Source organism: Luteibacter sp. UNCMF331Sha3.1, assembly GCF_900109915.1.
Taxonomy (GTDB): Bacteria; Pseudomonadota; Gammaproteobacteria; order Xanthomonadales; family Rhodanobacteraceae; genus Luteibacter.
This window is the reverse complement of record NZ_FOBU01000002.1, coordinates 426270-450954: the sequence shown is the minus strand read 5'-3', so window position 1 is coordinate 450954 and position 24685 is coordinate 426270. Positions and strand designations below refer to the sequence as shown.

At 67.7% G+C, this 24685-nt stretch carries 20 protein-coding genes; 4 read left to right on the top strand and 16 right to left on the bottom strand.

Annotation, left to right across the window (positions count from 1 at the left end):
• Positions 1-117: 117 nt before the first annotated feature.
• Positions 118-1560 carry a metalloprotease TldD gene (gene tldD / locus BMX32_RS10345; RefSeq protein ID WP_170843698.1) on the bottom strand — a complete coding sequence of 481 codons (1443 nt, stop codon included), beginning with the start codon at positions 1558-1560 and terminating at the stop codon, positions 118-120.
• Positions 1561-1710: 150 nt separating this feature from the next.
• Between tldD and BMX32_RS10340 the strand changes: the two genes are divergently transcribed.
• Positions 1711-2907, top strand: a complete 1197-nt coding sequence (locus tag BMX32_RS10340; RefSeq protein WP_089978334.1) for a sterol desaturase family protein — start codon at positions 1711-1713, stop codon at positions 2905-2907.
• 3 nt (positions 2908-2910) lie between these two features.
• Here BMX32_RS10340 and BMX32_RS10335 read toward each other — a convergent pair whose 3' ends face one another.
• The 13 genes from BMX32_RS10335 to BMX32_RS10275 all read right to left on the bottom strand — a co-directional run bounded on the left by BMX32_RS10335 (position 2911) and on the right by BMX32_RS10275 (position 18559).
• Complete coding sequence (locus BMX32_RS10335; RefSeq protein WP_170843627.1) at positions 2911-6786, bottom strand: YhdP family protein; 3876 nt, start codon at positions 6784-6786, stop codon at positions 2911-2913.
• A gap of 30 nt (positions 6787-6816) precedes the next feature.
• Positions 6817-8304: a ribonuclease G gene (gene rng / locus BMX32_RS10330; protein WP_089978330.1), complete on the bottom strand. Its 1488-nt coding sequence runs from the start codon at positions 8302-8304 to the stop codon at positions 6817-6819.
• Between the two features lie 54 nt (positions 8305-8358).
• Entirely contained in the window at positions 8359-8916 is a 558-nt protein-coding gene (locus BMX32_RS10325) for a Maf family protein (protein WP_089978328.1), read from the bottom strand.
• Between the two features lie 10 nt (positions 8917-8926).
• Positions 8927-9397: a 23S rRNA (pseudouridine(1915)-N(3))-methyltransferase RlmH gene (gene rlmH, locus BMX32_RS10320; RefSeq protein ID WP_089978324.1), complete on the bottom strand. Its 471-nt coding sequence runs from the start codon at positions 9395-9397 to the stop codon at positions 8927-8929.
• Between the two features lie 7 nt (positions 9398-9404).
• Positions 9405-9725 carry a ribosome silencing factor gene (gene rsfS, locus BMX32_RS10315; RefSeq protein WP_244511553.1) on the bottom strand — a complete coding sequence of 107 codons (321 nt, stop codon included), beginning with the start codon at positions 9723-9725 and terminating at the stop codon, positions 9405-9407.
• Positions 9726-9944: 219 nt separating this feature from the next.
• A complete protein-coding gene (gene nadD / locus BMX32_RS10310; protein WP_089978319.1) occupies positions 9945-10586 on the bottom strand; it encodes a nicotinate-nucleotide adenylyltransferase in 642 nt (213 codons plus the stop codon).
• Complete coding sequence (holA, locus tag BMX32_RS10305) at positions 10583-11545, bottom strand: DNA polymerase III subunit delta (RefSeq protein WP_170843697.1); 963 nt, start codon at positions 11543-11545, stop codon at positions 10583-10585. The genes nadD and holA overlap by 4 nt, the downstream gene beginning before the upstream one ends.
• A gap of 60 nt (positions 11546-11605) precedes the next feature.
• Entirely contained in the window at positions 11606-12136 is a 531-nt protein-coding gene (lptE, locus tag BMX32_RS10300; RefSeq protein ID WP_089978315.1) for an LPS-assembly lipoprotein LptE, read from the bottom strand.
• A gap of 2 nt (positions 12137-12138) precedes the next feature.
• On the bottom strand, positions 12139-14880 hold the full coding sequence (gene leuS / locus BMX32_RS10295) for a leucine--tRNA ligase (protein WP_089978312.1): 2742 nt from the start codon (positions 14878-14880) through the stop codon (positions 12139-12141).
• 184 nt (positions 14881-15064) lie between these two features.
• Entirely contained in the window at positions 15065-15655 is a 591-nt protein-coding gene (locus tag BMX32_RS10290) for a PqiC family protein (protein WP_089978309.1), read from the bottom strand.
• A complete protein-coding gene (locus BMX32_RS10285) occupies positions 15652-17331 on the bottom strand; it encodes a PqiB family protein (protein WP_089978307.1) in 1680 nt (559 codons plus the stop codon). The genes BMX32_RS10290 and BMX32_RS10285 overlap by 4 nt, the downstream gene beginning before the upstream one ends.
• A complete protein-coding gene (locus BMX32_RS10280; protein WP_089978304.1) occupies positions 17328-17951 on the bottom strand; it encodes a paraquat-inducible protein A in 624 nt (207 codons plus the stop codon). The genes BMX32_RS10285 and BMX32_RS10280 overlap by 4 nt, the downstream gene beginning before the upstream one ends.
• Positions 17948-18559 carry a paraquat-inducible protein A gene (locus tag BMX32_RS10275; protein ID WP_244511496.1) on the bottom strand — a complete coding sequence of 204 codons (612 nt, stop codon included), beginning with the start codon at positions 18557-18559 and terminating at the stop codon, positions 17948-17950. The genes BMX32_RS10280 and BMX32_RS10275 overlap by 4 nt, the downstream gene beginning before the upstream one ends.
• Before the next feature lie 171 nt (positions 18560-18730).
• On the opposite strand from BMX32_RS10275, the gene trxA reads away from it, so the two are divergent.
• Entirely contained in the window at positions 18731-19603 is an 873-nt protein-coding gene (gene trxA, locus BMX32_RS10270; protein ID WP_244511495.1) for a thioredoxin, read from the top strand.
• A gap of 533 nt (positions 19604-20136) precedes the next feature.
• Here the strand turns inward: trxA and BMX32_RS10265 are convergent.
• Positions 20137-20634, bottom strand: coding sequence for a DUF4442 domain-containing protein (locus tag BMX32_RS10265; protein ID WP_089980191.1), 498 nt, complete (start codon positions 20632-20634; stop codon positions 20137-20139).
• Between the two features lie 186 nt (positions 20635-20820).
• Here BMX32_RS10265 and BMX32_RS10260 point away from each other — a divergent pair, with 186 nt between their 5' ends.
• Positions 20821-22101, top strand: a complete 1281-nt coding sequence (locus BMX32_RS10260; protein ID WP_170843626.1) for a DUF418 domain-containing protein — start codon at positions 20821-20823, stop codon at positions 22099-22101.
• An 83-nt stretch (positions 22102-22184) separates the two neighbouring features.
• The gene (locus BMX32_RS10255) at positions 22185-24065 is read left to right on the top strand and encodes a M61 family metallopeptidase (RefSeq protein WP_089978292.1); all 1881 of its coding nucleotides are present in this window, start codon (positions 22185-22187) and stop codon (positions 24063-24065) included.
• Between the two features lie 56 nt (positions 24066-24121).
• Here BMX32_RS10255 and BMX32_RS10250 read toward each other — a convergent pair whose 3' ends face one another.
• A complete protein-coding gene (locus BMX32_RS10250; RefSeq protein WP_089980188.1) occupies positions 24122-24640 on the bottom strand; it encodes a Dps family protein in 519 nt (172 codons plus the stop codon).
• Between the last annotated feature and the right edge of the window lie 45 nt (positions 24641-24685).

The window sequence follows — 24685 nt, the reverse complement described above, 5'->3', positions numbered from 1 at the left end:
TTTGGTGGGAGCCAGCCTGCTGGCGATGGGGCTTGCGGCGAGCACCCATCGCGGCCGAGGCCGCTCCCACACGAGCGAGGAGCCAGGCTGCTGGCGATGGGGCTCCCGCACGGGACCTCAGGCGGCGGTGCCGCCGACCGTCATGCCGTCGACCCGCAGCGTGGGCTGGCCGACACCGACGGGGACGCTCTGCCCGTCCTTGCCGCAGACACCGACGCCCTCGTCCAGCGCGAGGTCATTGCCGATCATCGACACGCGCGTCAGCACCTCGGGGCCCGAGCCCACGAGCGTCGCGCCCTTGACCGGACGCGTGACCTTGCCGTCCTCGATCAGGTAGGCCTCGCTCGCCGAGAACACGAACTTGCCGTTCGTGATGTCGACCTGGCCGCCACCGAAATTCACGGCGTACAAGCCCCGCTTCACCGAGCGGATGATCTCTTCCGGCTCGCGGTCGCCCGCGAGCATGTAGGTGTTGGTCATGCGGGGCATCGGCAGTTGCGCGAAGGATTCGCGGCGACCGTTGCCCGTGGACTTCACGCCCATCAGGCGGGCGTTGAGCTTGTCCTGCATGTAGCCCTTGAGGATGCCGTTCTCGATGAGCGTGGTGCACTCCGTCGGCGTGCCTTCGTCGTCGATGCTGAGCGAACCGCGACGCCCCGGCAGCGTGCCGTCGTCGACGACCGTGACGCCTTCGGCGGCCACGCGCTGACCGATCCGCCCGGCGAAGGCCGAGCTGCCCTTACGGTTGAAGTCGCCCTCGAGGCCATGCCCGATCGCCTCGTGCAGCAGCACGCCGGGCCAGCCCGGACCGAGGACCACGGTCATGCTGCCCGCCGGAGCGTCCACGGCGTCGAGGTTGACCAGCGCCTGGCGCACGGCCTCCTCGGCGAAGGCGTGCGCGCGGCCGTTGGCGATGAGCTCGCGATAACCGTAACGGCCGCCGCCGCCCGAATGACCCTGCTCGCGGCGCCCGTTCTGCTCGGCGATGACCTGCACGTTCAGCCGGACGAGCGGACGCACATCGGCGGCCAGCGTGCCGTCGGAACCGGCGACGAGTATCGTGTCCATCGTGGCCGCGAGGCTCACGACGACCTGCTTCACCCGCGGGTCCCGCGACCGGGCATAGGCGTCGACTTCGCGCAGGAGCGCGATCTTCTCCTCGTTCGGCAGGCTCTCGACGGGGTCGATGGCGGGATAGAGCCCGCGGCCCGTGGCGATCGCGAGCGGCTTGCCGGCACCGGCGCCGCCCTGCGCGATGGCCCGCGCAGCGCGCGAGGCCTCGAGCAGCTGGGGCAGCACGATCTCGTCGGAATACGAAAAACCGGTCTTCTCGCCGGAGATCGCCCGCACGCCCACGCCCTGTTCGATGGAATGGCTGCCGTCCTTGACGATGCCTTCCTCGAGCACCCAGGACTCGCTGCGCGAATGCTGGAAGTAAAGGTCGGCGGCGTCGATCGAGGGGCCCATCAGCTGGGAGAACACGCGGTCCAGGTCCGTGGCGGCAAGACCGCCGGGGGTGAGGAGGCGACGTTCGGCGAGGGAGATCAGGGAATCCATCAGGTCTGCCGGCAAAGATTGGTAAGAACCCCGGATGTGGGGCCGAAAGGCGTCAGCTTAAACCCTCGCAGGCCCCAAACGGGCGCCGGCCCGGCCACCGGCCCCCGCGGCTGTCGTACGATGCGGTCGGCAGCCACGAGGAAGGAACAGGATATGAGCAAGGGAACGAAGCGGGCGTTCGCGCGGCGTGTCGCGACGGCGCCGGTGCGGCGCGCCGGAGCGGTCGTGGACGAGACCGTCGACCTGCTCCATCGCAGTGGCGAGCTGTCGCCGCGCAAGGCCATGGTGAGCACGGCGATCGCGTTCTCGCTGGGCTTCCTCTGCCTGCTCGCCGTCGTCGCCTTCCATTTTCCCCAGTACCTGACCACGCCCGACCTCCGGCACAAGTACTCCGTCGACGTGCTGCGCCAGGTGCTGCTCGGCGGATTGCTCGTCGCGGGCGGTCTGTCGCTGGCGAACGTGATCCTCGGCCGCAGGCGCAACCTCAACATCGCGGCGTTCGTCATGGTGATCGCCGCCGTGGCGCTGGGTGGGTCGCGCGTGCCGGTCGGCGAATTCCCCGACCATGTGCCGTACATCGGCCTCGACTGGTTCATCCTCGATCTGCTCGGCTCCACGATGCTGTTCGTGGTCATCGAGAAACTGTTCCCGCTCTATCGCGGGCAGAGCGTCTTCCGCTTCGAGTGGCAGACCGACATGAAGCACTTCGCCGTGAACCACTTCATCGTGGGTCTTTCGCTGCTGATCGTGAATTTCCTGATCCACCACGCGTTCGGCTGGATGGTGAACGGCGACTTCCAGCGCATGGTCGCCGGCATCCACTTCGTGCCGCAGCTGCTGCTGTGCATCCTGGTGGCCGACCTCGCGCAGTACTGGACGCATCGCGCGTATCACGAGGTGCCGTTCCTCTGGCGCTTCCACGCCGTGCACCACAGCGTGAAGACGATGGACTGGCTGGCGGGATCGCGCCAGCACATGCTCGAACTGATCTTCACCCGCGTGTGCGTGCTCGCACCGCTATATGTGCTGGGCTTCAGCGAGGCGGTGATGAACGCCTACATCATCGTCGTCGGCTTCCAGGCCGTGTTCAATCACGCCAACGTGCACCTGCCCTGGGGCCCGCTGAAGTACGTGATCGTCACGCCCGACTTCCACCACTGGCACCACGCGTCCGACGACGAAGCGATCGACAGGAACTACGCGGCGCACTACGCCTTCATCGATTACCTGTTCGGCACCGCCGTGACGTCGACGAAGCGCTTTCCGGAAAAATACGGCGTGGTCGGCGATTACATGCCCGACGGGTTCATCCGCCAGCAGCTGTTCCCGTTCCGCCGGCAGAAGCCCTGACGATCACCGGAGAGGCGGCGTCGCCGACGGCTCTCCCTTGTCGATCGGCGTGAAGATCGGCTTGTCCCACGTGCCCGTCACCGAGTAGCGCTTGCGCGCGGCCTGGTTGAGGCCGCGACCGAGTATGCCCTGCACCGCCAGACCCGCCGCCGCGCCCACCGGGCCGCCGGCCAGCGCACCGACCACCGGGAGGCTGTTGCCCACGTGCGGCACGATGAGCACCTGCTGGTCGTAATCGCGTGCCTTCAGACCCGCGCGACCCGTGATCGTGATTTCGGCGGCCGGCGCGCGGATCTTGAGGTTCTGCGTCGTGGCGTTGCCGTTCGCGAAGCGGAAATCGCCGGTGATGGCGTCGAAGCCGAACCCCTTGCCGAGCACGTCGCCGAAGTCGAGCGACAGGCGGCGCGGGAGTTCGGTGACCGAGATCAGTCCGAACAGGCGGCCCACGCCGGGCTGGACTTCGAGGATGCGCCCGTTGGCGACGTCGACCTTCAGCGTGCCGTCCATGTTCGCCAGCGCGAGCGCCGACGGTCCACCGGGCCACGTGGCGTCGAGGTGCGCTTCCGTACGTCCGCCCTGCAGGATGCCCGCGAAGCCGAGGGCGTCCATCATGCGCGCGACGTCTTCCGAGACGAACCCGATGGCCAGGTGCGTGCTGCTGCGCTTCGCATCGCCGTTCCAGTCGCCCGTCGCGGTGATCTGCACGTTCTTCGACTGCGTGCGCAGCTGGTCGATGTGCATGCCTTCGTCGGTCGGCCACGTTTCGAGACGCGCCTCGCCCAGGCGCGCCTTGCCGAGACGCATGTCGGTCACCTGAAGGTGCATCGGCGGCAGGCTGGACGGCGCGACGCCCGCCTCGTTGGTGTCGACGGGTTTCTTCGGCGCGTTCGGATCGTCCTTCGCGTCGTCGGCTTTCGCGACGGCGGCGGCGGTGCCGGTGGCGGCACCCGCGGCGGCCTTGCCCTTCTTCGCGGCCTCGACGGGATCGTCGGCGGCGGGCCACCACAGGCGGTCCATGCGCGCCGTGATGCCGCGCCGGCGAAGCTCGTCGTTGGGAACCGTCAGCTGCCCCGCCATGCCGTCGCTGTCGACGCGCAGCGACAGGTCCTGCGGACCCGGGCGCGCGACGATGTGCATGTTCGCGAAGTGCTGGCCGAACACCTCGCCGTCGTCCGCCGCGACGTCGAGCGCGGAAAGGCCCGGACCCGTGCCGCCGGTGGAGAGACCCACGACGTACTGGACCCAGCCCGACACGTCGAGCTTCGCGGCGTGCCCGCCGATCAGGTAACCCTGCGCGGGCAACGTCGCCGGCGCGGTGCTGCCGAGATTGAACGCGGCGGCGATCGGCGCCTTCTCGGTGGGCAGACGCAGCCGGCCGCGCACGACGTCGCCGAGTGCGAGGTCGAGGCGCGCGCCGTCCACGGGAATGCCGACCGAGACCGACAACGGCGTGGCGACGTTCGCCGGTTTCTTCACCGGCGTCGGCATGGTGAGCTCCACGCCGCGAAGGTCGGAGTCCACGCGTAGCGTCTGGGCGGTTTCGTCGCCCTTGCCCGTCTTGCGCAGGTCGAAGCCGACGCGGAACGTGCCGCGCCCCTTCGCGACGTCGCCGAGCCACTTCAGGGTGTCGAAATCGCTCGTCATCTCGCCGACGGTGAACGCGCCCGAGACGCCCGCGCTGAGCACGGTCATCGGGTCGGGGTTTGCGGCCGCGATCAGCAGGTCGAGCTCGGCCGGCTGTCCGTGAAACGACGTCTTCAGGCCTTTCGCGGTGAAGCCCGCGCCATCGAACGCCATCGGGCCCGTGATGCGGTCGAGGCGCAGCTTCCATTCGTCCGCGACGAGGTCGGCATCCTTGATCGAGGCGCGCCCCTGCAGGGTGAACGCCTTCGCGTCCTTCAGCGGCAGGAGCAGGTTGAAGCCGAATTCGCCGGTGCCGCCGAGCTTCATCTTGTCGAGCGCCTCGCGACTGCGGCTGGCGACGGGACTGTTCTTGATGAACTCGAGGAAGCTGCCGCCCGTGCCCGCGCCGCTGACCTTGAGGTCGAGCACGCCGTCGGCGAAATCGGGGATGGCTGCCGTGGTGGCGCTCACGGCGTTGCCCAACGAATGGCCTTCGCTGGCTTCGACGTACATGCCGTTGCCGATGAAGTTGGCGATGGCGGACACGCCTTCCGCGCGCGGCCATCCGGCGCCGTAATCGAGCGTGAGGTCGTCGATCACCGCGCGCGCTTCGAAGCGGCCTTCCTGGTTGCGGAACGGGAATTCGCGCAGGTTGCCGCGGAGCACCGCCGCGCCGCTTTCGATGCGGCCCGCGACGAGACCGCGATTGAGCCAGTTCTGCGCGCCTTCCGACATCGAATGGATCGGCCAGAACAGCTTCGCCGCCTGCACGTCGCCCGGGCCGAGTGCGACGTACATGTCCATGAAGGGGCCCGTATCCGCCGCGGGCACCACGAACTCGCCGCGCGCCTGACCGCCGTAACCTTCGCCCTGGAAGTCGAGCGCATCCACGCCGATGTGCCAGTCGCCGTCTTCCTTGTGCACGGCGATGTTGCCGCCCAGCGCCGACATAGCGAACGGCTTGCGGAAGATACCCGTCGCGTCGATGGTCGTGGCCTGCGTCGGCAGGCTCAGCGCCAGCGCGCCGGCATCGCCGAAGACCTCGCCCCGGAGCGACGAGATGCCCGGCAAGGTGCCGCTCGCATCGATGCCGAGGCCCGAGAACGCCGCGTGCGCGAAGGTGACGCCTTCATCGCCCGTCCAGTCGGCGCGTACCTGGTCGATGCGCCCGCGGGGACGGCCTTCGCCGAGCCAGCGCGCCAGCGACGGCGACACCGACGGCGCGACGCCCGCCCACGGAAGCAGGGGCGAGAGATCGAGGTTCCGCGCGACGAGCGTGCCGCTGCTGCGTCCGCCGGACTGCCCCAGCACGAGCGCGAGGTCGCTGCCGTCGGTGCCGGCCCAGTCGATCCGCTGGCCTTCGGCCGTGCGGTGCAGGTCGACGATGCCGTGCAGGCCCGCCGTTTTCACCGTGCGCGCGGGACCGCGAACGATGAGGTTGTCGAGATTCAGCCGCCACGTCGCGCGCACTACCTTCGCATCGCGCCAGTCGAGCCACGACTCGAAACTGCCCTTGCCACCGGCGAGCGCGTACCCACCGACGTCGAAGTCGCCGGTCAGCGCCTTGAAGTCGACGTCCGTGCCGTCGACATAGATACGCCCGCTGGACCCGTCTTCAGCGAACCGACCGGCGGCGGTGAGCAGGCCCCCGACGTTTTCGCGGCGGAGCATCGCGCCGAAACGGATCGCGTGGCCCTGCAGGCTGAGGCGCAGCTGGTCGGCGATCAGCCCGTAGTGCCGTTGCGTGGTGTCGTCGACGATGTCGAGGTGCAGATTGCCGAGCCACAGGTCGGCCGACACGTTACCCAGCGAAAACTTCTGCGTGCTCGACCCGGCGCCGAAGCCATCGATGCTCCAGCGACCGTCGGCGGCACGGCGCAGGCCGAGGCGCAGGTCCGACAGGCGCAGGTTGATCAGATGGCGCGACGGCAACACGAAGGCGCCGAAATCGAGCTTCACCGCGGCCTGCGGCAGGCGCAGCGCCTCGCCACCGCCTTCGGTGGCGCCGATGGTGACGTCGCGCATCACGAACAAGGGGCCCGACGGCCGCCAGAACCCTTCCATGGACGCGAAGTGCACGGGGCGATGGAGCCGCTCGCTGAGCATCGCGGCGACGCGCTCCGGGTAGCGCGCCGCGAGCGGCAACAGCAGCTGGCCGACGGCCATCACGAGCGCGAGCATCACCAGGATGCTCGCGACCAGGCCGAGGGCAAGGAATCGCAGGCGTCTCGCGCGATGGCGCCAGTCCGGACTCACCGGCCCGGGATTCCGCGTCGCGCGCCGGATTCAGAGGAGAACGACATCGAACTGTTCCTGCGAATAATGCTCTTCCGCCTGGAAGCGGATGCTCTTGGCGATGAATTCTTCCAGCTCCGCCACGGCGGCGGACTCTTCCTCGAGGATCCTGCCGACGACCTTCGGACTCGCCATCACCAGCAATTTCTGCGCGTTGAACTGCCGGACGGCGCGCGTGATCTCGCGGAAGATCTCGTAGATCACGGTCTCCGCGGTCTTCAGCGTGCCGCGACCGCTGCACGCGGGGCACGGCTCGCAGAGCTGGCGCTCGAGGCTCTCGGTGGTGCGCTTGCGTGTCATCTCGACGAGACCGAGCGCGGACATCGGGTACACCGTGGTCTTCGCGTGGTCCTTCGTCAGGCCTTTCTCGAGCATGCGCAGCACCTGCCGCTTGTGCTCGTCGTCGGTCATGTCGATGAAGTCGATGATGATGATGCCGCCGAGGTTGCGCAGCCGCAGCTGGCGCGCCGCCGCCTGGGCGGCTTCGAGGTTCGTGCGGTAGACGGTTTCCTCGAGATTGCGGCTGCCGAGATAGCCACCCGTATTGACGTCGACGGTGGTCATCGCTTCGGTCTGGTCGACGATCAGGTAACCGCCGGACTTCAGCGGTACCTCCTTGCGCAACGCGCGCTGGATCTCGTCTTCCACGCCGTAGAGATCGAAGATCGGACGTTCGCCGGCGTAGTGCTCGATGCGGTCGGAGAGCACCGGCATGAACTTCTGCACGAACTTGACGGTTTTCTCGTAAGTCTCGCGCGAATCCACGCGGACCTTTTCGATACCGTCGTTGAGCGAATCGCGCAGCGAGCGCAACGGCAGCGAGAGTTCTTCGTACACGCGCTCGCCGAGCTTCGCCTTCTGGATGTTCTCCTGCACGACGCGCCACACCTTGCTCAGGTACGTCACGTCGAACGCGAGGGATTCCTCGGACTGCCCCTCGGCGTTCGTACGAACGATGTACCCGAGGTGGTTCTCGCCGATCAGGGGATTGATGATGTCCTTCAGGCGCTGACGTTCGGCTTCCTCCTCGATGCGCACGGAGACGCCGAGCGTGCGCGAGTGCGGCAGCAGCACGAGATAACGCGACGGGATCGACAGGTGCGTGGAAAGCCGGGCGCCCTTGCTGCCGATCGGATCCTTCACCACCTGCACCACGATTTCCTGTCCCTCGTGCACCAGCTCGGAAATCGGCGGCACGGGACCGTGGCCGTTCGACTTGCCCTCGCCGGTCGCGTCGGTCGGCGGCAGCGACGGGCGCACGATGTCGGACGCGTGCAGGAACGCCGCGCGCTCGAGCCCGATTTCGACGAAGACGGCCTGCATGCCGGGCATCACCCGCTGCACGCGACCCTTGTAGACGTTGCCCACATAGCCGCGCTTCTGGGCGCGCTCGACGTGGACTTCCTGGAGCATGCCGTTCTCGACGATCGCGACGCGTGTCTCACGCGGCGTGACATTGATCAGGATTTCCTCGCTCACTGCAGCCCCTTTTCCTTCGGTCATCATGCTTTATAGCGGTGTGCCGACGACCTGTCACTGACCGCGGAGCAGCCGGGACGTTTCATAGAGCGGCAGGCCCATGACACCCGTGTAGCTGCCGGAAAGGTGCTCGACGACGGCACCGGCGCGACCCTGGATCGCATACGCGCCGGCCTTGCCGAAACACTCGCCGGAAGCGACGTAGGCGTCGATCCAGGCCCGGTCGAGGGGCGCGAACCGGACGACGGACACGGAGGTGGCGCCCCGCGGGCCGTCGGCGTCCACGAGCCACACGGACGACACCACGCGGTGCTCGCGGCCCGAGAGGCGTTCCAGCATCGCGACGGCGTCGTCCGCATCGCGGGGTTTGCCGAAGACCTCGTTGCCGAGGATCACCTCGGTATCGGCACCGAGCACGCGCGCGCCCTGCTCGCCGATCACGCTGCCGTATCCCGCGCGGGCCTTGTCCAGCGCCACGCGCGCGACGTAGTCGTCGGGCGCCTCGCCGTGTTCGCGGACTTCGGCGACGTCGACGCGGAGGACCGTGTGGGGCTCGCCCAGCTGATCGAGGAGCTCGCGACGGCGCGGGGACTGCGAAGCCAGATAAAGCACGGCGATTCCTTCAGGCGCGATGATAGGGATGGCCGGCGACGAGCGTCGTGGCGCGATAGAGCTGCTCGGCGAGCACGAGGCGCACCAGCATGTGCGGCAACGTCAGCGGCCCCAGCGACCAGCGCTGGTCTGCCCGCGCGAGGACATCCGGCGCGTGGCCATCCGGACCGCCGATGAGGAACGCGAGATCGCGGCCGCCCATGCGCCACTGCTCGAGCTGCCGGCCGAGATCTTCGCTGGACCAGGTCTTGCCGCGGCCGTCGAGGGCGATCACATGGATGTCGCGCGGCAGCGCCGCGAGGATGGCGACGCCCTCGTCCACGATCGCCCGAGCGTCGTCGCGGCCTTTGCCGCGAACGCCGGGTTTGATTTCGATCAGATCGAGCGGCAGTTCATGCGAGAGCCGTTTGCGATATTCCGCAAAACCCTCGGCCACCCAGGCCGGCATGCGCTCGCCGACGGCAATGAGGCGAGCCCGCACGGCGGGCTCAGTCGTTGGCGGCTTCGACGCCGTCGTCGCCCACGGTCCACAGGCGCTCGAGGCCGTAGAACTCGCGGATGCGCGGCATCATCACGTGGACGATGATGTCGCCGAGGTCGACCAGCACCCATTCGGCTTCGGTCTGGCCTTCGACACCCAGCGGCATCACGCCCGCTTCCTTGGCGAACTTGATCACTTCGTCCGCGATGGACTTCACGTGGCGGGCGGACGTGCCCGACGCGATGAACAGGATATCGGCGATGGAGGTTTTGCCGCGAACGTCGATTTCGCGGACGTCCTTGGCCTTGAGATCTTCAAGGGCTGCCACGACGCGCTTGCGAAGGTGCTCGTTGCTGACGTCGGATTTGGCCTTGCGGGATGCGGTCGAACTCAAGATACGAAAACCTCGTACGGCGGGATGCCGGCGTGGGAGGCAGTATAGCGCCCGGCCGACCCGACCGCGTCAAATGCCGCGGCAGGTAAGAGCATCGCCGGCAGGCTGGCTCCCACCGGGCTCGATGACCGGTGGGAGCCAGCCTGCTGGCGATCAGCGTCCGAGGGCGCGGTAGGGCGCCAGCAGGGCCTCGTCGTCGAAACAGGCCGTCGGCAGGAGGAATCGCGGCTCGTTGCCTGCTGCGAAGCTTTCGCGGATCGCCGTCGCCGCGATGTCCAACGGAGTGATCGCGATGTCGATCACGCTGCCGGCCGGCCCGTGGACACGCTCCGCCCAGCGGTCTGCCACGAAACCGGCCAGCGCGCCCGAGGGCTCGTACGCCGCGCCCGGACGCGTCAGCACGCCGATATGGGCGAACGTGAAGAGTTCCTGCCACAGGTGCCACGAGGCCAGGCCCGCGAAGGCGTCCGAGCCGACCAGCAGCACCAGCGGGCGGTCGGGGCCGATGTCGGCGCGCAGCGAGGCCAGGGTATCCACCGTGTAGGACGGGCCGTCGCGATCGAGCTCGCGCGTATCGATGCCCAGCCGGTCCTGGCCCGACAGCGCGGCGCGCAGGAGGGCGACCCGGCCCGCGGCGTCCGCCACGGGGGGCGGACGGTGGGGCGGCGTGCGGGCCGGCACGAGCCGGACCTCGGCATCGAGGGTTTCCGCGGCTTCCCACGCGGCGCGCAGGTGACCGTGATGAATCGGATCGAAGGTGCCGCCGAGGATCGCGAGCGGGCGCGCCCCGCTCATGCGAAGGCCGCCGCGGCGCGGGGCTCGGCGATGGCGGCGACCAGCCGCTCGGCTTCGAGCCAGGCATCGCCCTGCTCGCGACCCTTGGCCATGCGATCGATCCGCGCGGCGCGGGCGAGGCAGGCCATCCAGTGTTCGCGCGGCGCGCGGCGCAACGCCTTGCGGAAGAGCTGCTCGCGGGCGGGCCAGAGCCGTTCCGCCTTCGCCTGCGCGCCAAAATCGCGTGCATTGGCGAGGCGGAGGGCCAGTTGAAGCTGATTGACCAGCCAGCCCATCAGCGCAATGAGTTCGTCGCCCTCCGCGCGCAGGCCGGCGAGGATGCGCAGCGCACGGCCGCCCTCACCCGCGAACGCCGCGTCGGTCAGCTTGAAGGCGTCGTAGCGGGCGCTGTCGGCCACGAGCTCCTCAAGCGTCGCCGCGTCGAGGCGCTGATCGCCCGCCAGCACGACGAGCTTGTCGATTTCCTGCGCGGCGGCGAGCAGGTTGCCTTCCACCCGCTCCGCCAGCATGGCGACGGCGTCGGGCGTGGCCTTCAGGCCGCGCGAGGCGAGCCTGGCGCCGACCCACTGACTCCATTCGTGCGGACGCGGCGCGTTGAACACGACCTGGATGCCGCCCTGATCGACGTGTTTCGTCCAGGTGGCTTCGTGCTTGCTGCTCCACTCCGTGGCGGTGATCAGCAGCGTGGTGTCCGGCGGCGGATCGGCGACGAACGCGGTGATCGCCGCGCCGCCGTCCTTGCCGGCGCGGCCGCCGGCCAGACGGAGGTCGAGCAACCGCTGCGTCGCGAACAGGGAAAGGCCGGCGGATGCCCGCGCGAGGTCGTCCCAGTCGAACCGGCTGTCGGCCTCCAGGACGACACGCTCGCTGTAGCCGAGGCGGCGCGCCATCGCGCGCACGGCGTCCGCCGCTTCCAGCACCAGCAGTTCCTCGCCGACCAGCAGGTAGACGGGCGCCATGCGGTCGCCCGCGAGGTGCTTCTGCCACTGGACCGGATTGAAGGGCACGCGGCCGGCGCCTCAGTTCGACGCCGCAGGAACCGGGTGCTTTCCGGCGGCCTGCAGGCGGAACAGGATCGACTGGACCATGTCGCCGATGAGGCTGCGCTGCAGCTCTTCGGTCTGGCTGGCCGTGCCGATCGTGTTCGTCGCGTCGTAGCTGAACTCGCGCGACATGTCGACCGCCTGCGAGGGAACGATGACCGTGCCGTCGGCCGCCTTCACGTTGAAGTCGACGTGGTAGCGGACCGCGTATTCCGTGACGCGGGCGGTGCCGCTCACGGTGAGCGAGTCGGTGCGGAACGTGTTGGTGGTGATCGCGAGCTCGGCCGCGTCGGGCTCGGGCCTGTCGACCACGGTGGCCTCGGAGTTCTCGAGCGCGCGCGTGAGTTCGCGCTCGAGCCTGCCGCCGCCGGACACGGTGAGGTGGATCTTCTTCATGCCCGGGGGCAGCGCCGCGCTCTGGCGGAGATGGAAGCCGCAGGCACTGACCAGCGCCACGACCGAGACGACGGCGGCGACGCGAAGCGAACGAAGGAGAGTCGGGCTCATGGTTATCCTGCGACGATGTTGACGATCTTGCCGGGCACGACGATCACCTTGCGCACGGTCTGGCCTTCCAGCAGACGGGCCACGTTCGGCTCGGCCCGCGCCATCGCTTCCGCCTCGTCCTTCGAGGCCGTCGCCGGCACCTCGATGGTAGCGCGAAGTTTGCCGTTGACCTGCACGGCGTAGGTCAGGGAGTCGCGAACCAGCGCGGCCGGGTCGACCTGAGGCCAGCCGGCATCTTCGACCAGCGTCTCGCCGTGGCCGAGCACCTGCCACAGCGCGTGCGCCACGTGCGGGGTGAACGGGTTGATGAGCTGCACCATGGCCGTGAAGGCTTCCTGGCGGAGCGCCACGCCCTCGGTGCTGGCGTCGTCGAAGCGACCCAGCGCGTTGAGCAGCTCCATCAGGGCGGCGATGGCCGTGTTGAAGGACTGGCGGCGACCGATGTCGTCGCCCACCTTCTGGATGGTTTCGTGCAGCTGGCGGCGCATCGTCTTGCGCGCCGCGTCGCCGGCCGGGTTCGCGGCACCGGCCGTCGATTCGGCGTGCGCGACCACGTCGCGCCAAAGACGGCGGAGGAAACGGGCCATGCCTTCGACGCCCGCCTCGTTCCATTCCAGCGACTGGTCGGGGGGCGCGGCGAACATCGAGAAGAGGCGCACGGTGTCGGCGCCGTACTTCGACACCATCGACTGCGGATCGACCCCGTTGTTCTTCGACTTGGCCATCTTCTCGACGCCGCCGATCTCCACCGGCTTGCCGTCCGCGCGCAGCACCGCGCCGACGATGCGAGCGCGCTCGTCGCGCTGCACATCGACGTCCGCCGGGTTGAACCACGTCGTCGAACCGTCGGCTTCCTTACGGAAATACGTCTCGGCGATCACCATGCCCTGGCACAGCAGGTTCGTCGCCGGCTCGTCGCTGTCCACCAGCCCTTCGTCGCGCATGAGCTTGTGATAGAAGCGGAAATACAGCAGATGCAGGATCGCGTGCTCGATGCCACCGATGTACTGGTCGACCGGCGTCCAGTACTTCGCGCGATCGTCGACCTGCCCCATCGCACCCGGGCTCGTGTAGCGCGCGTAGTACCAGCTCGACTCCATGAACGTGTCGAAGGTGTCCGTTTCGCGCTCGGCCGCGCCGCCGCAGTTCGGGCAGGTGGTCTTGCGCCATTCGGGGTCGGCCTTGATCGGCGACTGCACGCCCGAGAATTCCACGTCTTCGGGGAGCACCACCGGCAACTGGTCTTCGGGCACCGGCACGGCGTCGCACTGCGGGCAGTAGATCACCGGAATGGGACAGCCCCAGTAACGCTGGCGGCTCACGCCCCAGTCGCGGATGCGCCAGTTCACGCGACGCTCGCCGCGACCCATGGCTTCGAGCTTCGCCGCGATGGCGTCGAAGGCGCTGCGGAAATCCAGCCCGTCGAACTCGCCGGAGTTGGTCAGCGTGCCGTAATCGGTATACGCGCCCACCGTCTGGATGCCGCTTTCGAACGACTTGATCGTTTCCACGGCGGCGGACGACTGGTACGCGTCGGACGAACCGCCATCCAGCGCGTTCTGCACCGTATCCGTGCCCTCGGCGGCAAGATCGCGGCGCAGTTCGGCCACGGCGTCGACGACGCCCTGATCGACCACGACCATGCGGATCGGCAGCGAGTACTTCTGGGCGAACTCCCAGTCGCGCTCGTCGTGGCCCGGCACGGCCATGACGGCACCGGTGCCGTAGCCCATCAGCACGAAGTTGGCGACCCACACGGGCACCTTCTCGCCGGTGATCGGGTGCGTGGCATCCACGCCGGTGTAGTACCCGCGCTTTTCCTGGGTTTCGAGCTCGGCCTCGGACACGCCGCCCGCCCGGCAACTCTCGATGAAGTCGGCGAGGCCGGGGTTATCCTGCGCGGCACGCGTCGCGATCGGATGTTCGGCCGCCACGGCGACATACGACACACCCATGAGCGTGTCGGGCCGCGTGGTGAACACGGTGACGGGTTCGTGGCCCCCCTCGACGTCGAACGTGATCTCGAGGCCTTCCGACCGGCCGAGCCAGTTGCGCTGCATCGTCTTGACCGCGTCGGGCCAGCCCGGCAGCGCGTCGAGGCCGTCCAGCAGCTCCTGCGCGTAGGCGGTGATCTTGAGGAACCACTGCGGGATCTCGCGCTTCTCGACGTCCGCGCCGGAGCGCCAGCCCTTGCCGTCGATCACCTGCTCGTTGGCCAGCACGGTCTGGTCGACCGGATCCCAGTTGACGACGCTGTTCTTGCGGTAGACCAGGCCTTTCTTCATCAGGCGGGTGAACATCTGCTGTTCCCAACGGTAGTAGTCGGGCTTGCAGGTGGTGACCTCGCGGGTCCAGTCGTACGCGAAACCCATGCGCTTCAGCTGGTCGCGCATGTGCTCGATGTTCTTGTAGGTCCACTTCGCCGGCGCGGTGCGATTCTTGATCGCGGCGTTCTCGGCGGGCAGGCCGAAGGCGTCCCAGCCCATCGGCTGCAACACGTTCTTTCCCTGCTGGCGCTGGAAGCGGCTGATCACGTCGCCGATCGTGTAGTTGCGCACGTGACCCATGTGCAGTGCACCCGACGGGTAAGGCAGCATCGAGAGGCAGTAGAACTTCGGCTTGCTGGCGTCTTCCGTCACCTCGAAGGCGCGGGTTTCGTTCCAGAAGCGCTGGGCGGCCGTCTCGACGACGTCCGGGGCGTAACCGCCCTGCTCGCGCGTGCCCTGATCGTGGGTGTCCTGCATGGTGTTCGGTACCGGTGGAATGCCTGGGTGGCCGCGCGGGAAAACGCGGCGCTCAATCGCGGGAGACTATCCCACGGGGGGCTTCGGGCCAAGCCTTGTGGCGACCTGGTGGGAGCCAGCCTGCTGGCGATGGGTGCTTGCGGCGAGCACCCATCGCCAGCAGACTGGCTCCTACCAAAGAAGGTTACCGGCAGCTCACCGCCTGCCCGGCCGCCACCGACCGCACGGCCGCGGCGACCTGATCGGCCACCTTGCCCAGTGCGCGCTGGTGGGCGTCCACGAGGCCGGCATAACCGGAACCGGCCGGCTCCGACACCCGCGAAGCGCAGGTGCCCGCCTGATCGGCGCCACGGACCGACCACGAAGCCTCGAGCGTCGCGTTGCCGCCCACCTCGGAATCGAAGCGACGGACATCGAGCTGGACGCGAACGACCTTCGCATCCTTGCCGCGCGGGAGCCCATGCACGTCGTGCGTGCCGAGGCGCGTGGCGAGGTCGGTCGAGAGCGCGCCGCGGATTTCGTCGCCGAGCGGCGAGGCCCAGCGCTCGCCGTCGACCACGTCGATGCCGCTCACACCCTGGCGCAGCACGAGCGACGGCTGGTCGACCTGCGGCGGCACGTTCACCGGGAGCACGTCGATCACGAAGGGCGCGTCCTGTGCCGCCAGCGGAGCCGACGGCGGGATCAGCGTGTGGAAGTGCATCGGCGCCGAGGCGCAGGCGGCGAGGCCCGAAAGCAGGAAGGCGGCGCCGGCGAGGCGAAGGGTACGGATCATGGCTGTTCTTCCTTGCCCTGCTTCGGGGACGGGGTGCTGATCTTCGGCGGCGCGTCGCTGCCCCGGCCGCGCAGCAGCGCTTCCGGGTGGCGACCGAGGTAGTCGGTGAACGCGCGGACGGAGCGGACCGTGCGCTGCAGTTCCTCCAGCGTGCCGGCGATGTTCCGTTGCAGCGGCGAGTCCTCCGACAGCGCGTCGTTGGCCGTGCCGACGGTCTGGTTCACGCCCTGCAGCGTCTTCTTCGCCTCCGGCAACAGATCGGTGTTCACCTGCTTCAACGTGCCGTGCAGTTCCTTCAGCGAGCCGTCGAGGTTTCTGCCAATGGAATCGAACGGGATCTTCTCGACCTTGTCGACGATGCTGGAGATCTGTTCCTGCAGATGGTCGAAGTCGCCCGGCGTGGTCGGGATCTCCACCGGCTTCGCGCTGGCGTCGAACGCCACCTTCGGCGCCTTCGGGTCGAAGTCGAGCGCGATGTAGAGCTGGCCGGTCAGCAGATTGCCCGACCGCGCCTGCGCCCGCAGCCCGTGACCCACCAGCCCGCTCATGATGCGGGGAAACATCGTATCGTCGTCCGGACCGCCCACGGCCTTCGCCAGTTTCTCGTGCGCCTGGCCGAGACGCTGCGGATAGACGAGCGCACCGACGATCACCGGGAACGTCTTCGTCGTCGGGTCGTAGTCGAGATTCACGGAAACCACGCGGCCTACCTTCATGCCGAGCAGTTCCACCGGCGCGTCGACGGTGAGGCCACGCAGCGAGTGCGCGAAGCGCATGCGGATGTAGCGCGGCTTGCCGTCCGGCGGCGCGATGGCCGTGGCCTGATCGTCGAACAGCGTGTACTCCGCCATCTCGGCGGCGGGCGCCTCGTTGTGCGGTCCGGGCGGGTCCTGGAACGCGACGCCGCCGGCCACCACGGTCGCCAGCGACTGCGTATTGAGCTTCAGGCCGTCCGCCCCGAGCGAGACGTCCACACCGCTGGCGTTCCAGAAGCGGGTGTCGCTGGTCACGAAGCGGTCGTTGGGGCCATCGATGAAAAGCTGCAGCGATACGCCCTTGCCATCCTTGTCGAGCTGATAGGACACGATGCGGCCCACCTGGATGCGCCGGTAATAGACCGGCGACCCGATATCGAGCGAACCCAGGTCGCTCGCGTGCAGCACGAAGCGGCGGCCCGGGGCGCCATGCGTCACCGCGGGCGGGGTTTCCAGGCCGGTGAAATCCGACTGGTCCTCATCGGAATCGCCGGCATCGGCGCCGATGAAGGCACCCGACAGAAGGGTATCGATGCCCGACACGCCGCCGGCGCCGATGCGCGGACGCACCACCCAGTATCGGGTGCCCTTGGTCGCGAAGGCGCTGGCGCTCTTGTCGAGATCGATCGCGACGGTGATGTGGCTGCGGTCGCGCGACAGGCGCATGGTGGTGACCTTGCCGATCACCACGTTCTTGTACTTCACCTGCGTTTTGTTGGCCTCGATGCCTTCCGCCGTCAGGAACGTGACCGAGATCTGCGGCCCCGCCGACATGAAATGGCTGACCAGAAGCGATATGCCGACGAGCGCCGCGATGATGGGCACCAGCCAGATGAGGGAAAAACCCAGCTTGGACTTCCGCACCACGGGCTGCGGCAGGTCGTCCTGAGGGGGCGTGTTTCCTACGTTGGTGTCGCTCATTGCGAGGTCTTCCTGTTATCCCAGATGAGGCGGGGATCGAAACTCATGGCCGAAAGCATCGTCAGCACCACGACGACGCCGAAATACACCACACCGGGCAACGGCTCGACGCGGCTCAGGATCTTGAAGTGCACCAGGGCCGACAGGATCGCCACGACGAAGACGTCGAGCATCGACCAGTAGCCCACCAGCTCCACGAAACGGTAGAGCTTCGTCCGCTGCCGCGAGACGAAGCCGCTGGACCGCTGCACCGAGACCAGCAGGTAGCCCAGGATGATGAACTTCAGCATGGGCACGATGATGCTGGCCGTGAAGACGATGACGGCGAGACCCGGCGAGCCGGCGCGCCAGAGTTCCACGATGCCGCTGAGGATCGTGTTGTCGTCCTTCGACGAGAGGCTCTGAGTGCGCATGATGGGAAACACGTTGGCCGGGATGTAGAACAACGCCGCGGCCAGCAGCAGCGCCCAGGCGCGGGTGATGCTGCCCGTCTTGCGGGCATGCAGCGGGCTGCCGCAGCGCGGGCAGACGGCGTGCGGCTCTTCCGTCCATGCGGTGACCAGGCGGCAGACGTGACAGGACATCAACCCCAGGTCGCGACCCCGCGGCGGCGCGTTCATGCGGGGTCCTCACGGGTCACCGTCCACAGCTCGCGGGAGTCGAGGCTGGAAAACACGGTGATCAGCAGGGTCAGGACGCCGAACGCCCAGATACCCGCGCCCGGCACCACGTCGAAGTACGTGTGGGCCTTCACCACGGCGACGAGCGTGCCGAGCATGAACACCTCGATCATGCTCCACGGCTTGATGCTGACCAGCGCCCACATCGCCCGGGCGAATCCCGGCGCGCGGCGACCCGATCGGGCGAACCACAAGACCCAGCCGAAGATCGCGATCTGGCTCAGCGGGAAAAAGAAGAGTGTCATCGCGGTCAGGAAGGCGACGAGCTGCGCGCCGTCCCTCCACATCGCGATCACCGCGCCCCACAGCGTGGTCGCCGAGGACATGCCCGAAAGACCCAGCGTGACGATCGGCGAGAGATTGGCGATGAGGAACACAATGGCCGAGGTGACCACCAGCGCGAACTGGCCTTCGACACCGATCCACTGGTGGCGTTCGAGCACGGCCCCGCACACGACGCAGTCGGCGACATCGCCACGGGCGAGCGTGCGCCTCCGGTAAACGGAGTCGCAATGCTCGCAGATGATCAGGTCCTGGGCCGTTTGCATGCCTTCCAAGCGCGACGCGGCCGCCATGGCCCGCACCCTATGATCGCAAATCCCCGTAAACGGCGCATGACGGGAGACGTAGGACTGCTCCTAAAAGCCTGTGCTCCCTTGATATCCTCGGGCTCTTCCCCGACTTACCGGGCATCGTCTTTCGCCCCCAGGAGCTTCCCCGTGAGCAGCGCCCAGACCCGCAGCGACCATGTCTTCGACGCGACCACGGCCGGTTTCGAGACCGATGTCATCCAGGCGTCGATGGAAACGCCGATCCTGGTCGATCTCTGGGCCGAATGGTGCGGCCCCTGCAAGTCGCTCGGCCCGATCCTCGAAAAGCTCGCCGGCGAGTTCAATGGCGGTTTCCGGCTGGCCAAGATCGACGTGGATGCCGAGCAGCAGCTCGCCGCGATGTTCGGCGTCCGCAGCATCCCGACCGTGATCCTGATCAAGGAGGGTCAGATGGCCGACGGCTTCGCGGGTGCCCAGCCCGAGGGCCAGATCCGCGAATTCCTCGCCCGCAATGGCGTGGTTCCCCTCGAGGCCGGCGACGCGCCGGTTGCCGAGACCGCGACGCCGGAAACCGCCGAGGAAGCGATCAACCGCATCCAGCAGGCGATCGCCGCCGAGCCGGACCGGCCCGAACTGAAACTCGACCTCGCGCTGGCGCTCATGCGCGCGGGCAATGTCGAATCGGCACAGGCCGAGCTCGACGCCCTCCCCGCGAACCTCGCGACCGACGCGCGCGCCGTGCGCCTGCGCAGCCAGCTCGACCTCGCGCGCGCCCTCGCTGGCGCCCCGTCCATCGACGTGCTGCGCCAGCGCGTCGAGACGAACGACAGCGACTGGGAGGCGCGTGACCTGCTCGGCGTCCGTCTGCTGATCGAAGGCGACGTCGCTGCCGGCCTCGACCAGTTCCTCGACATCCTGAAGCGTCAGCGCGACTGGCAGGACGGCCAGGCGAAGAAGCGCCTGCTCGCCGCGTTCGCCACGCTCGACGATGCGCAGCTGGTCGGAACGTACCGCCGGAAGATGGCTTCGCTGGTTTTCTGACCCCCCGGGAGCCGCGTCGCCGGGCGAAGAGCTCGCCGCTATAGCGGCTCCTACATAGAAGAGCTCGTGTGGGAGTGGCCTTGGCCGCGATGGGTGCCTGCCGCAACCCCATCGCCAGCAGGCTGGCTCCCACCGAAGCTCGCGACACCCGCTCGTGTGGGAGTGGCCTTGGCCGCGATGGGTGCCTGCCGCAACCCCTTCGCCAGTAGGCTGGCTCCCAAAGCTCGCGACACCCGCTCGTGTGGGAGCGGCCTCGGCCGCGATGGGTGCCTGCCGCAACCCCTTCGCCAGCAGGCTGGCTCCCACCAAAGCTCGCGACACCCGCTCATGTGGGAGCGGCCTTGGCCGCGATGGGTGCCTGCCGCAACCCCTTCGCCAGCAGGCTGGCTCCCACCGAAGCTCGCGACACCCGCTCGTGTGGGAGCGGCCTCGGCCGCGATGGGTGCCTGCCGCAACCCCTTCGCCAGCAGGCCGCGATGGGTGCTTGCCGCAAGCCCCATCACCAGCGGGCTGGCTCCCACCAAAGCTCGCCGCTACAGCGACTCCTGCCTGCCGCTGCGCTCTTCAGCCGGGCCCCCGGAAGCACCGCGGTCCCGCTTACGCCGGACGTACAGCTGCTTCCGCACCGTCGCCACCAGTTCGCCCGAGGCCGTGCGGATGTCGGTTTCGAACCAGCGCAGGTACTTCTCCCCATGGGCGGTCGCCGCGCGCACTTCATCGAGCATCGCGTCGTCCACCCGGAACTCCGCGAACACGTCTTCCCGTCCCGGTGCGACGAAGCGGATCTCGCCCGCCTGGTCCCACACGATGTAGTCGTTGCCGAGGCTCTTCAGCGTCATGATCATCCAGAACGGATCGGTCATGGAGAACAGGTTGCCGCCGAACTGGGTACGGACGTAGTTCCGGTTGTACCAAGCCAGCTTCAGCCGCACCTTCGCGTAGCGGTACGTATCGAACTCGACGACGCGGATACCCGCGAACAGGAAAGGCGGCCATGCGTTGAGGACGCGCCGGAGCGTGCGTGCTTTCATGCGGCCCATGCTAGCGACCCCCATGACGGTCGCGAAGGCCCCCGTTTCAAACGCAGCGTCGTTCCACGGACCGGCGGCAGGAATGGTCAAGACCTCGCCACGTTCTTGACCAATGATTCCAGAATCATTATCGCTGCCATGGCCGCCCGCGAGCCACCGGCACCCCCGCCCGCGTTCCGGAAAACCATGACCAACCGACCCGATCCGCTCAGCGCCCGTATTGCGCTGATCGATGTGCTGCGTGGCGTCGCCATTCTCGGCATCTTCTTCATGAACATACCTTTCATGGGGAACAGCATCTTCTGGTGGCCGGATCACCCGGAGCTACTCGGTGACGCCGGCGCCGATCTTCGGGTTTTCGGGTGGCTTGCCCTCTTCGTCGACGGCACCCAGCGCGGCATGTTCCAGCTCCTGCTCGGCGCATCGATCGTGCTGTTGACCTCGAAGGGACAGCGCGCACCGGAGTGGCTTTACCACCGTCGATACGTCCTGCTCTTCGCCTCCGGATTGATCGACGTATTTGTCGTCGGCTGGGACGGCGACATCCTGCATCCCTACGCCCTGGTCGCGATGGCGGTGTACCCGTTGCGCTCGGTGTCACCCCGCTGGCTCCTTCTGCTGGGCACGGCGCTGCTTGCCGCGGGCGCGTTACTGGGCCTGGCGAGATATGACGAGCGCGCGAGGCTCCAGTCCATCGTGGCCGAGGCCCGCGTCTCGCTCGCGCCGACGACGCCGGAGAAGATCGCGATGGCGCAATGGAGCGAGCTCGAATCCGCCGCCATGCTTCCGCCGGAGCTGCTCACCGCCGAGCGCGACGCCCATGCCGCCGGAGCGATCGCGACATGGCACTGGTACCGCAACGCGTGGTTCCAGCTCCAGGCGACCGGTTTCTCCCTCGATTACATCAAGGAAACGCTCGCGCTCGTCCTCATCGGCATGGCGCTGTTCCGCTGGGCTGTTCTGCAGGGCGGCCGCAGTCGGCGCTTCTATGTGGCGATGCTGATCGCCGGCTATGCATTCGGCCTGACCACGAGGCTGCTCGACGGCGAACTCGTCACGGGCGCATCGCCCATCCCGCGCATGGCCTGGGTACTCGGCGACATCGCGCGCCTCGCCATCACGTTGGGCCACATCGCATTGCTCAACCTGATCTGGCGCTTCGCGCGAGCGCAACGCGTCATGCGCGTGTTCGAGGCAGCCGGCCGCATGGCCTTCTCCCTCTACTTCGCCGAAGCGATCATTGGCAACTGGCTGCTTTTCTCGAACATCGGGCTGGATCTCTGGGGCCGCTACGGTTGGGCCGCACTCAGCCTCATCGCACTCGGCGTCTGTGGATGTCTGCTTATCGCCGCTAACCTGTGGATGCGCGCGTTCCTCATGGGGCCACTGGAATGGGTCTGGCGATCACTGACCTATGGACGCCGCATGCCGATGCGACGGAGCGGCGCGGGTGTCATGAGGGCCTGATTCACCATGACCAATGGCACACGCCACCCCTGGCACCCGCGCCGACCATCGAAGGTCGGACCAATCGCCAGGGGATACGAGCCATGCGTCATCCGCTCCGCCGCGCCACCCTCGCCGCCGCCGTCGCATCCGCGATGGCCTTCTCCGCGCCACAGGCCCGCGCCGCCGACCTCCCGGTCGCGGTCGACCAGCCCTACCCCGGCAACCTCACGCTGCACGTCGACCTCTCCGACGCGTCGCGACACCTGTACCACGTGCGCGAATCGATTCCGGTCAAGGCCGGGCACGCGATCCTGTACTACCCGAAGTGGATCCCCGGCGTGCACGCGCCTTCCGGTCCGTTGTCCAACGTCGCCGGATTCATCGTGACGGGCAACGGCAAACGCATCCCGTGGCGCCGCGACCTCAAGGAAATGTACGCATTCCACGTGGACGTGCCCGAGGGCGTCGACAAGCTCGATCTGTCGTTCGACTACCTCGCCCCCGCCACGCCGGACTACATCCCGCTCTCGTTCAACGAGGTGGCGTTCTATCCGGCGGGCCACTACACCAGCCGCATCACGATCGAACCCACGCTCAAGCTGCCCACCGGATGGAAATTCGCGTCCGCACTCGAAACCGCGTCGCAGTCAGGCGACGAAGTCAGCTTCAGGCCGGTGAGCTTCGAGAACCTCGTCGATTCACCCGTGATGACCGGCAAGCATTTCACGCGCATCGATCTCGCGCCGGGCCAATCCACGCAGGTGCACCTCAACATCACCGGCGACACCGCCGCGGGCGTCAAGGCCACCGAGGAGCAGATCGCGAAGCAGCGCGCGCTCGTCGTACAGGCGAACAAACTGTTCGGCGCGCATCATTACGACCATTACGACTTCCTGCTCGTCACCTCCGACCATACCGGGCACTTCGGCCTCGAGCATCACCAGTCGAGCGACGACCGTCTCTTCGCGAACTTCCTCACCGACCCGGACGCCAACGCCGCGGCGGGCACCCTGTTGCCGCACGAGTACATCCACTCGTGGAACGGCAAGTTCCGCCGGCCGGCCGACCTGTGGACGCCGAGCTTCGCCGAACCGATGCAGGACGACCTGCTCTGGGTCTACGAGGGCATGACCGATTACTGGGCCGGCGTGCTGACCGCGCGGTCGGGCATCTGGACCACCGCCCAGTGGCGCGATTCGCTGGCCGCCATCGCGGCGGACATGTCGGCGCGCACGGGACGCGAGTGGCGTTCGTTGCAGGACACCGCCGACGGCATTCCACTCTCGTCGCGCGGATCGACGGGCTGGGCGAACCTGCGCCGCGGCGCCGACTACTACCCCGAAGGCCAGCTGCTGTGGCTGGACGTGGATACGAAGATCCGCGACCTCTCCGGCGGCAAGCACTCGCTGGATGAATTCGCCCGTGCGTTCTTCGGCACGGACAACGGCAGCTACGTGCCGAAGACCTATACGTTCGACGACGTCATCGCCACGCTGAACGCGGTGCAGCCCTACGACTGGGCGACCTTCCTCCGCACGCGCCTCGAGTACACGGGCGACACGCTGCCGGAGCACGGTATCGAGGGTGGCGGCTGGAAGCTGGTGTACGACGAAACGCCGACGCCGTTCGCGAAGACGGCGGAGAAGATCCGGAAGACCGTCAACTTCGCCTATTCCCTCGGTATCCAGGTCGACGACAAGGGCGTGGTCACCGATTCGCAGTGGGAAGGCATCGCCGCGAAGGCGGGACTGGTGCCGGGCGTCACGATCGTCGCCGTCAACGGCAAGGACTATTCGGCGCAGGTGCTGAAGGATGCGGTCACGGCCGCGAAGTCGACCACGACGCCGATCGAGTTCCTCGTGAAGAACATCGACGACTACCAGACCATGAAGGTCGACTACCACGGCGGGCTGAAGTACCCGCACCTCGTGCGTGGCGAGGGCAAGGATCTGATCGGCGCGATCGCGATGCCAAAGAAGTGAATGGACGGTGGGAGCCAGCCTGCTGGCTCCCACCCGAACAGCGAGCCGCTCCGGCCTTAATGCTCGCGGGCGATCTCGAACAGGAACCACACGCGGCGTTCGCCTTCGTCGATCCAGTTCTCGAGGAAGCTCGCCGTGGCGACGTCGCCGTATTCGTCGCACACGCCGTGCAGCTCGCGCATGAAACCGACGAAGCGCTCGTTGTCGTCGCGCAGCTCGGCGATCATGTCCTGCGGGGTGACGAAATCGGCGTCGTTGTCCGAGAGGCGCTTCTTGCGGGCGACGTCGCCGACCGAACGGATCGTCGTGCCGCCGATCTTGCGCGCGCGCTCGGCGATGTCGTCGGTGATCTTGAAGATCTGTTCGGACTGGTCGTCCAGCAGCAGGTGCAGGTCGCGGAAGCGCGGACCGGACATGTGCCAGTGGAAATTCTTGGTCTTCAGGTAGAGCGCGAACGTGTCGGCGAGCAGCGCGGTCAACCCGGCCGAGATGTCGCGGGTCGCATCGGCACCGAGACCGCTCGGGGTCTTCAGGTCGGCCTTGCGCAGAGTCTTGGTCGCTGCGGGGTTTTTCATCGTGAAGCGCTCCATGGGATCGGGGCCACGAGGATGCGCCCACGG

What these genes read in the sequence shown, in the direction of transcription:
- BMX32_RS10340 (WP_089978334.1), top strand. Translation starts at nt 1,711, where the DNA reads ATGAGCAAGGGAACGAAGCGGGCGTTCGCGCGGCGTGTCGCGACGGCG.
- nadD (WP_089978319.1), bottom strand. Translation starts at nt 10,586, where the DNA reads ATGAGCGGGGCGCGCCCGCTCGCGATCCTCGGCGGCACCTTCGATCCG.
- holA (WP_170843697.1), bottom strand. Translation starts at nt 11,545, where the DNA reads ATGGCGCCCGTCTACCTGCTGGTCGGCGAGGAACTGCTGGTGCTGGAA.
- lptE (WP_089978315.1), bottom strand. Translation starts at nt 12,136, where the DNA reads ATGAGCCCGACTCTCCTTCGTTCGCTTCGCGTCGCCGCCGTCGTCTCG.
- leuS (WP_089978312.1), bottom strand. Translation starts at nt 14,880, where the DNA reads ATGCAGGACACCCACGATCAGGGCACGCGCGAGCAGGGCGGTTACGCC.
- BMX32_RS10290 (WP_089978309.1), bottom strand. Translation starts at nt 15,655, where the DNA reads ATGATCCGTACCCTTCGCCTCGCCGGCGCCGCCTTCCTGCTTTCGGGC.
- BMX32_RS10285 (WP_089978307.1), bottom strand. Translation starts at nt 17,331, where the DNA reads ATGAGCGACACCAACGTAGGAAACACGCCCCCTCAGGACGACCTGCCG.
- BMX32_RS10280 (WP_089978304.1), bottom strand. Translation starts at nt 17,951, where the DNA reads ATGAACGCGCCGCCGCGGGGTCGCGACCTGGGGTTGATGTCCTGTCAC.
- BMX32_RS10275 (WP_244511496.1), bottom strand. Translation starts at nt 18,559, where the DNA reads ATGCAAACGGCCCAGGACCTGATCATCTGCGAGCATTGCGACTCCGTT.
- BMX32_RS10265 (WP_089980191.1), bottom strand. Translation starts at nt 20,634, where the DNA reads ATGAAAGCACGCACGCTCCGGCGCGTCCTCAACGCATGGCCGCCTTTC.
- BMX32_RS10260 (WP_170843626.1), top strand. Translation starts at nt 20,821, where the DNA reads ATGACCAACCGACCCGATCCGCTCAGCGCCCGTATTGCGCTGATCGAT.
- BMX32_RS10255 (WP_089978292.1), top strand. Translation starts at nt 22,185, where the DNA reads ATGCGTCATCCGCTCCGCCGCGCCACCCTCGCCGCCGCCGTCGCATCC.
- BMX32_RS10250 (WP_089980188.1), bottom strand. Translation starts at nt 24,640, where the DNA reads ATGAAAAACCCCGCAGCGACCAAGACTCTGCGCAAGGCCGACCTGAAG.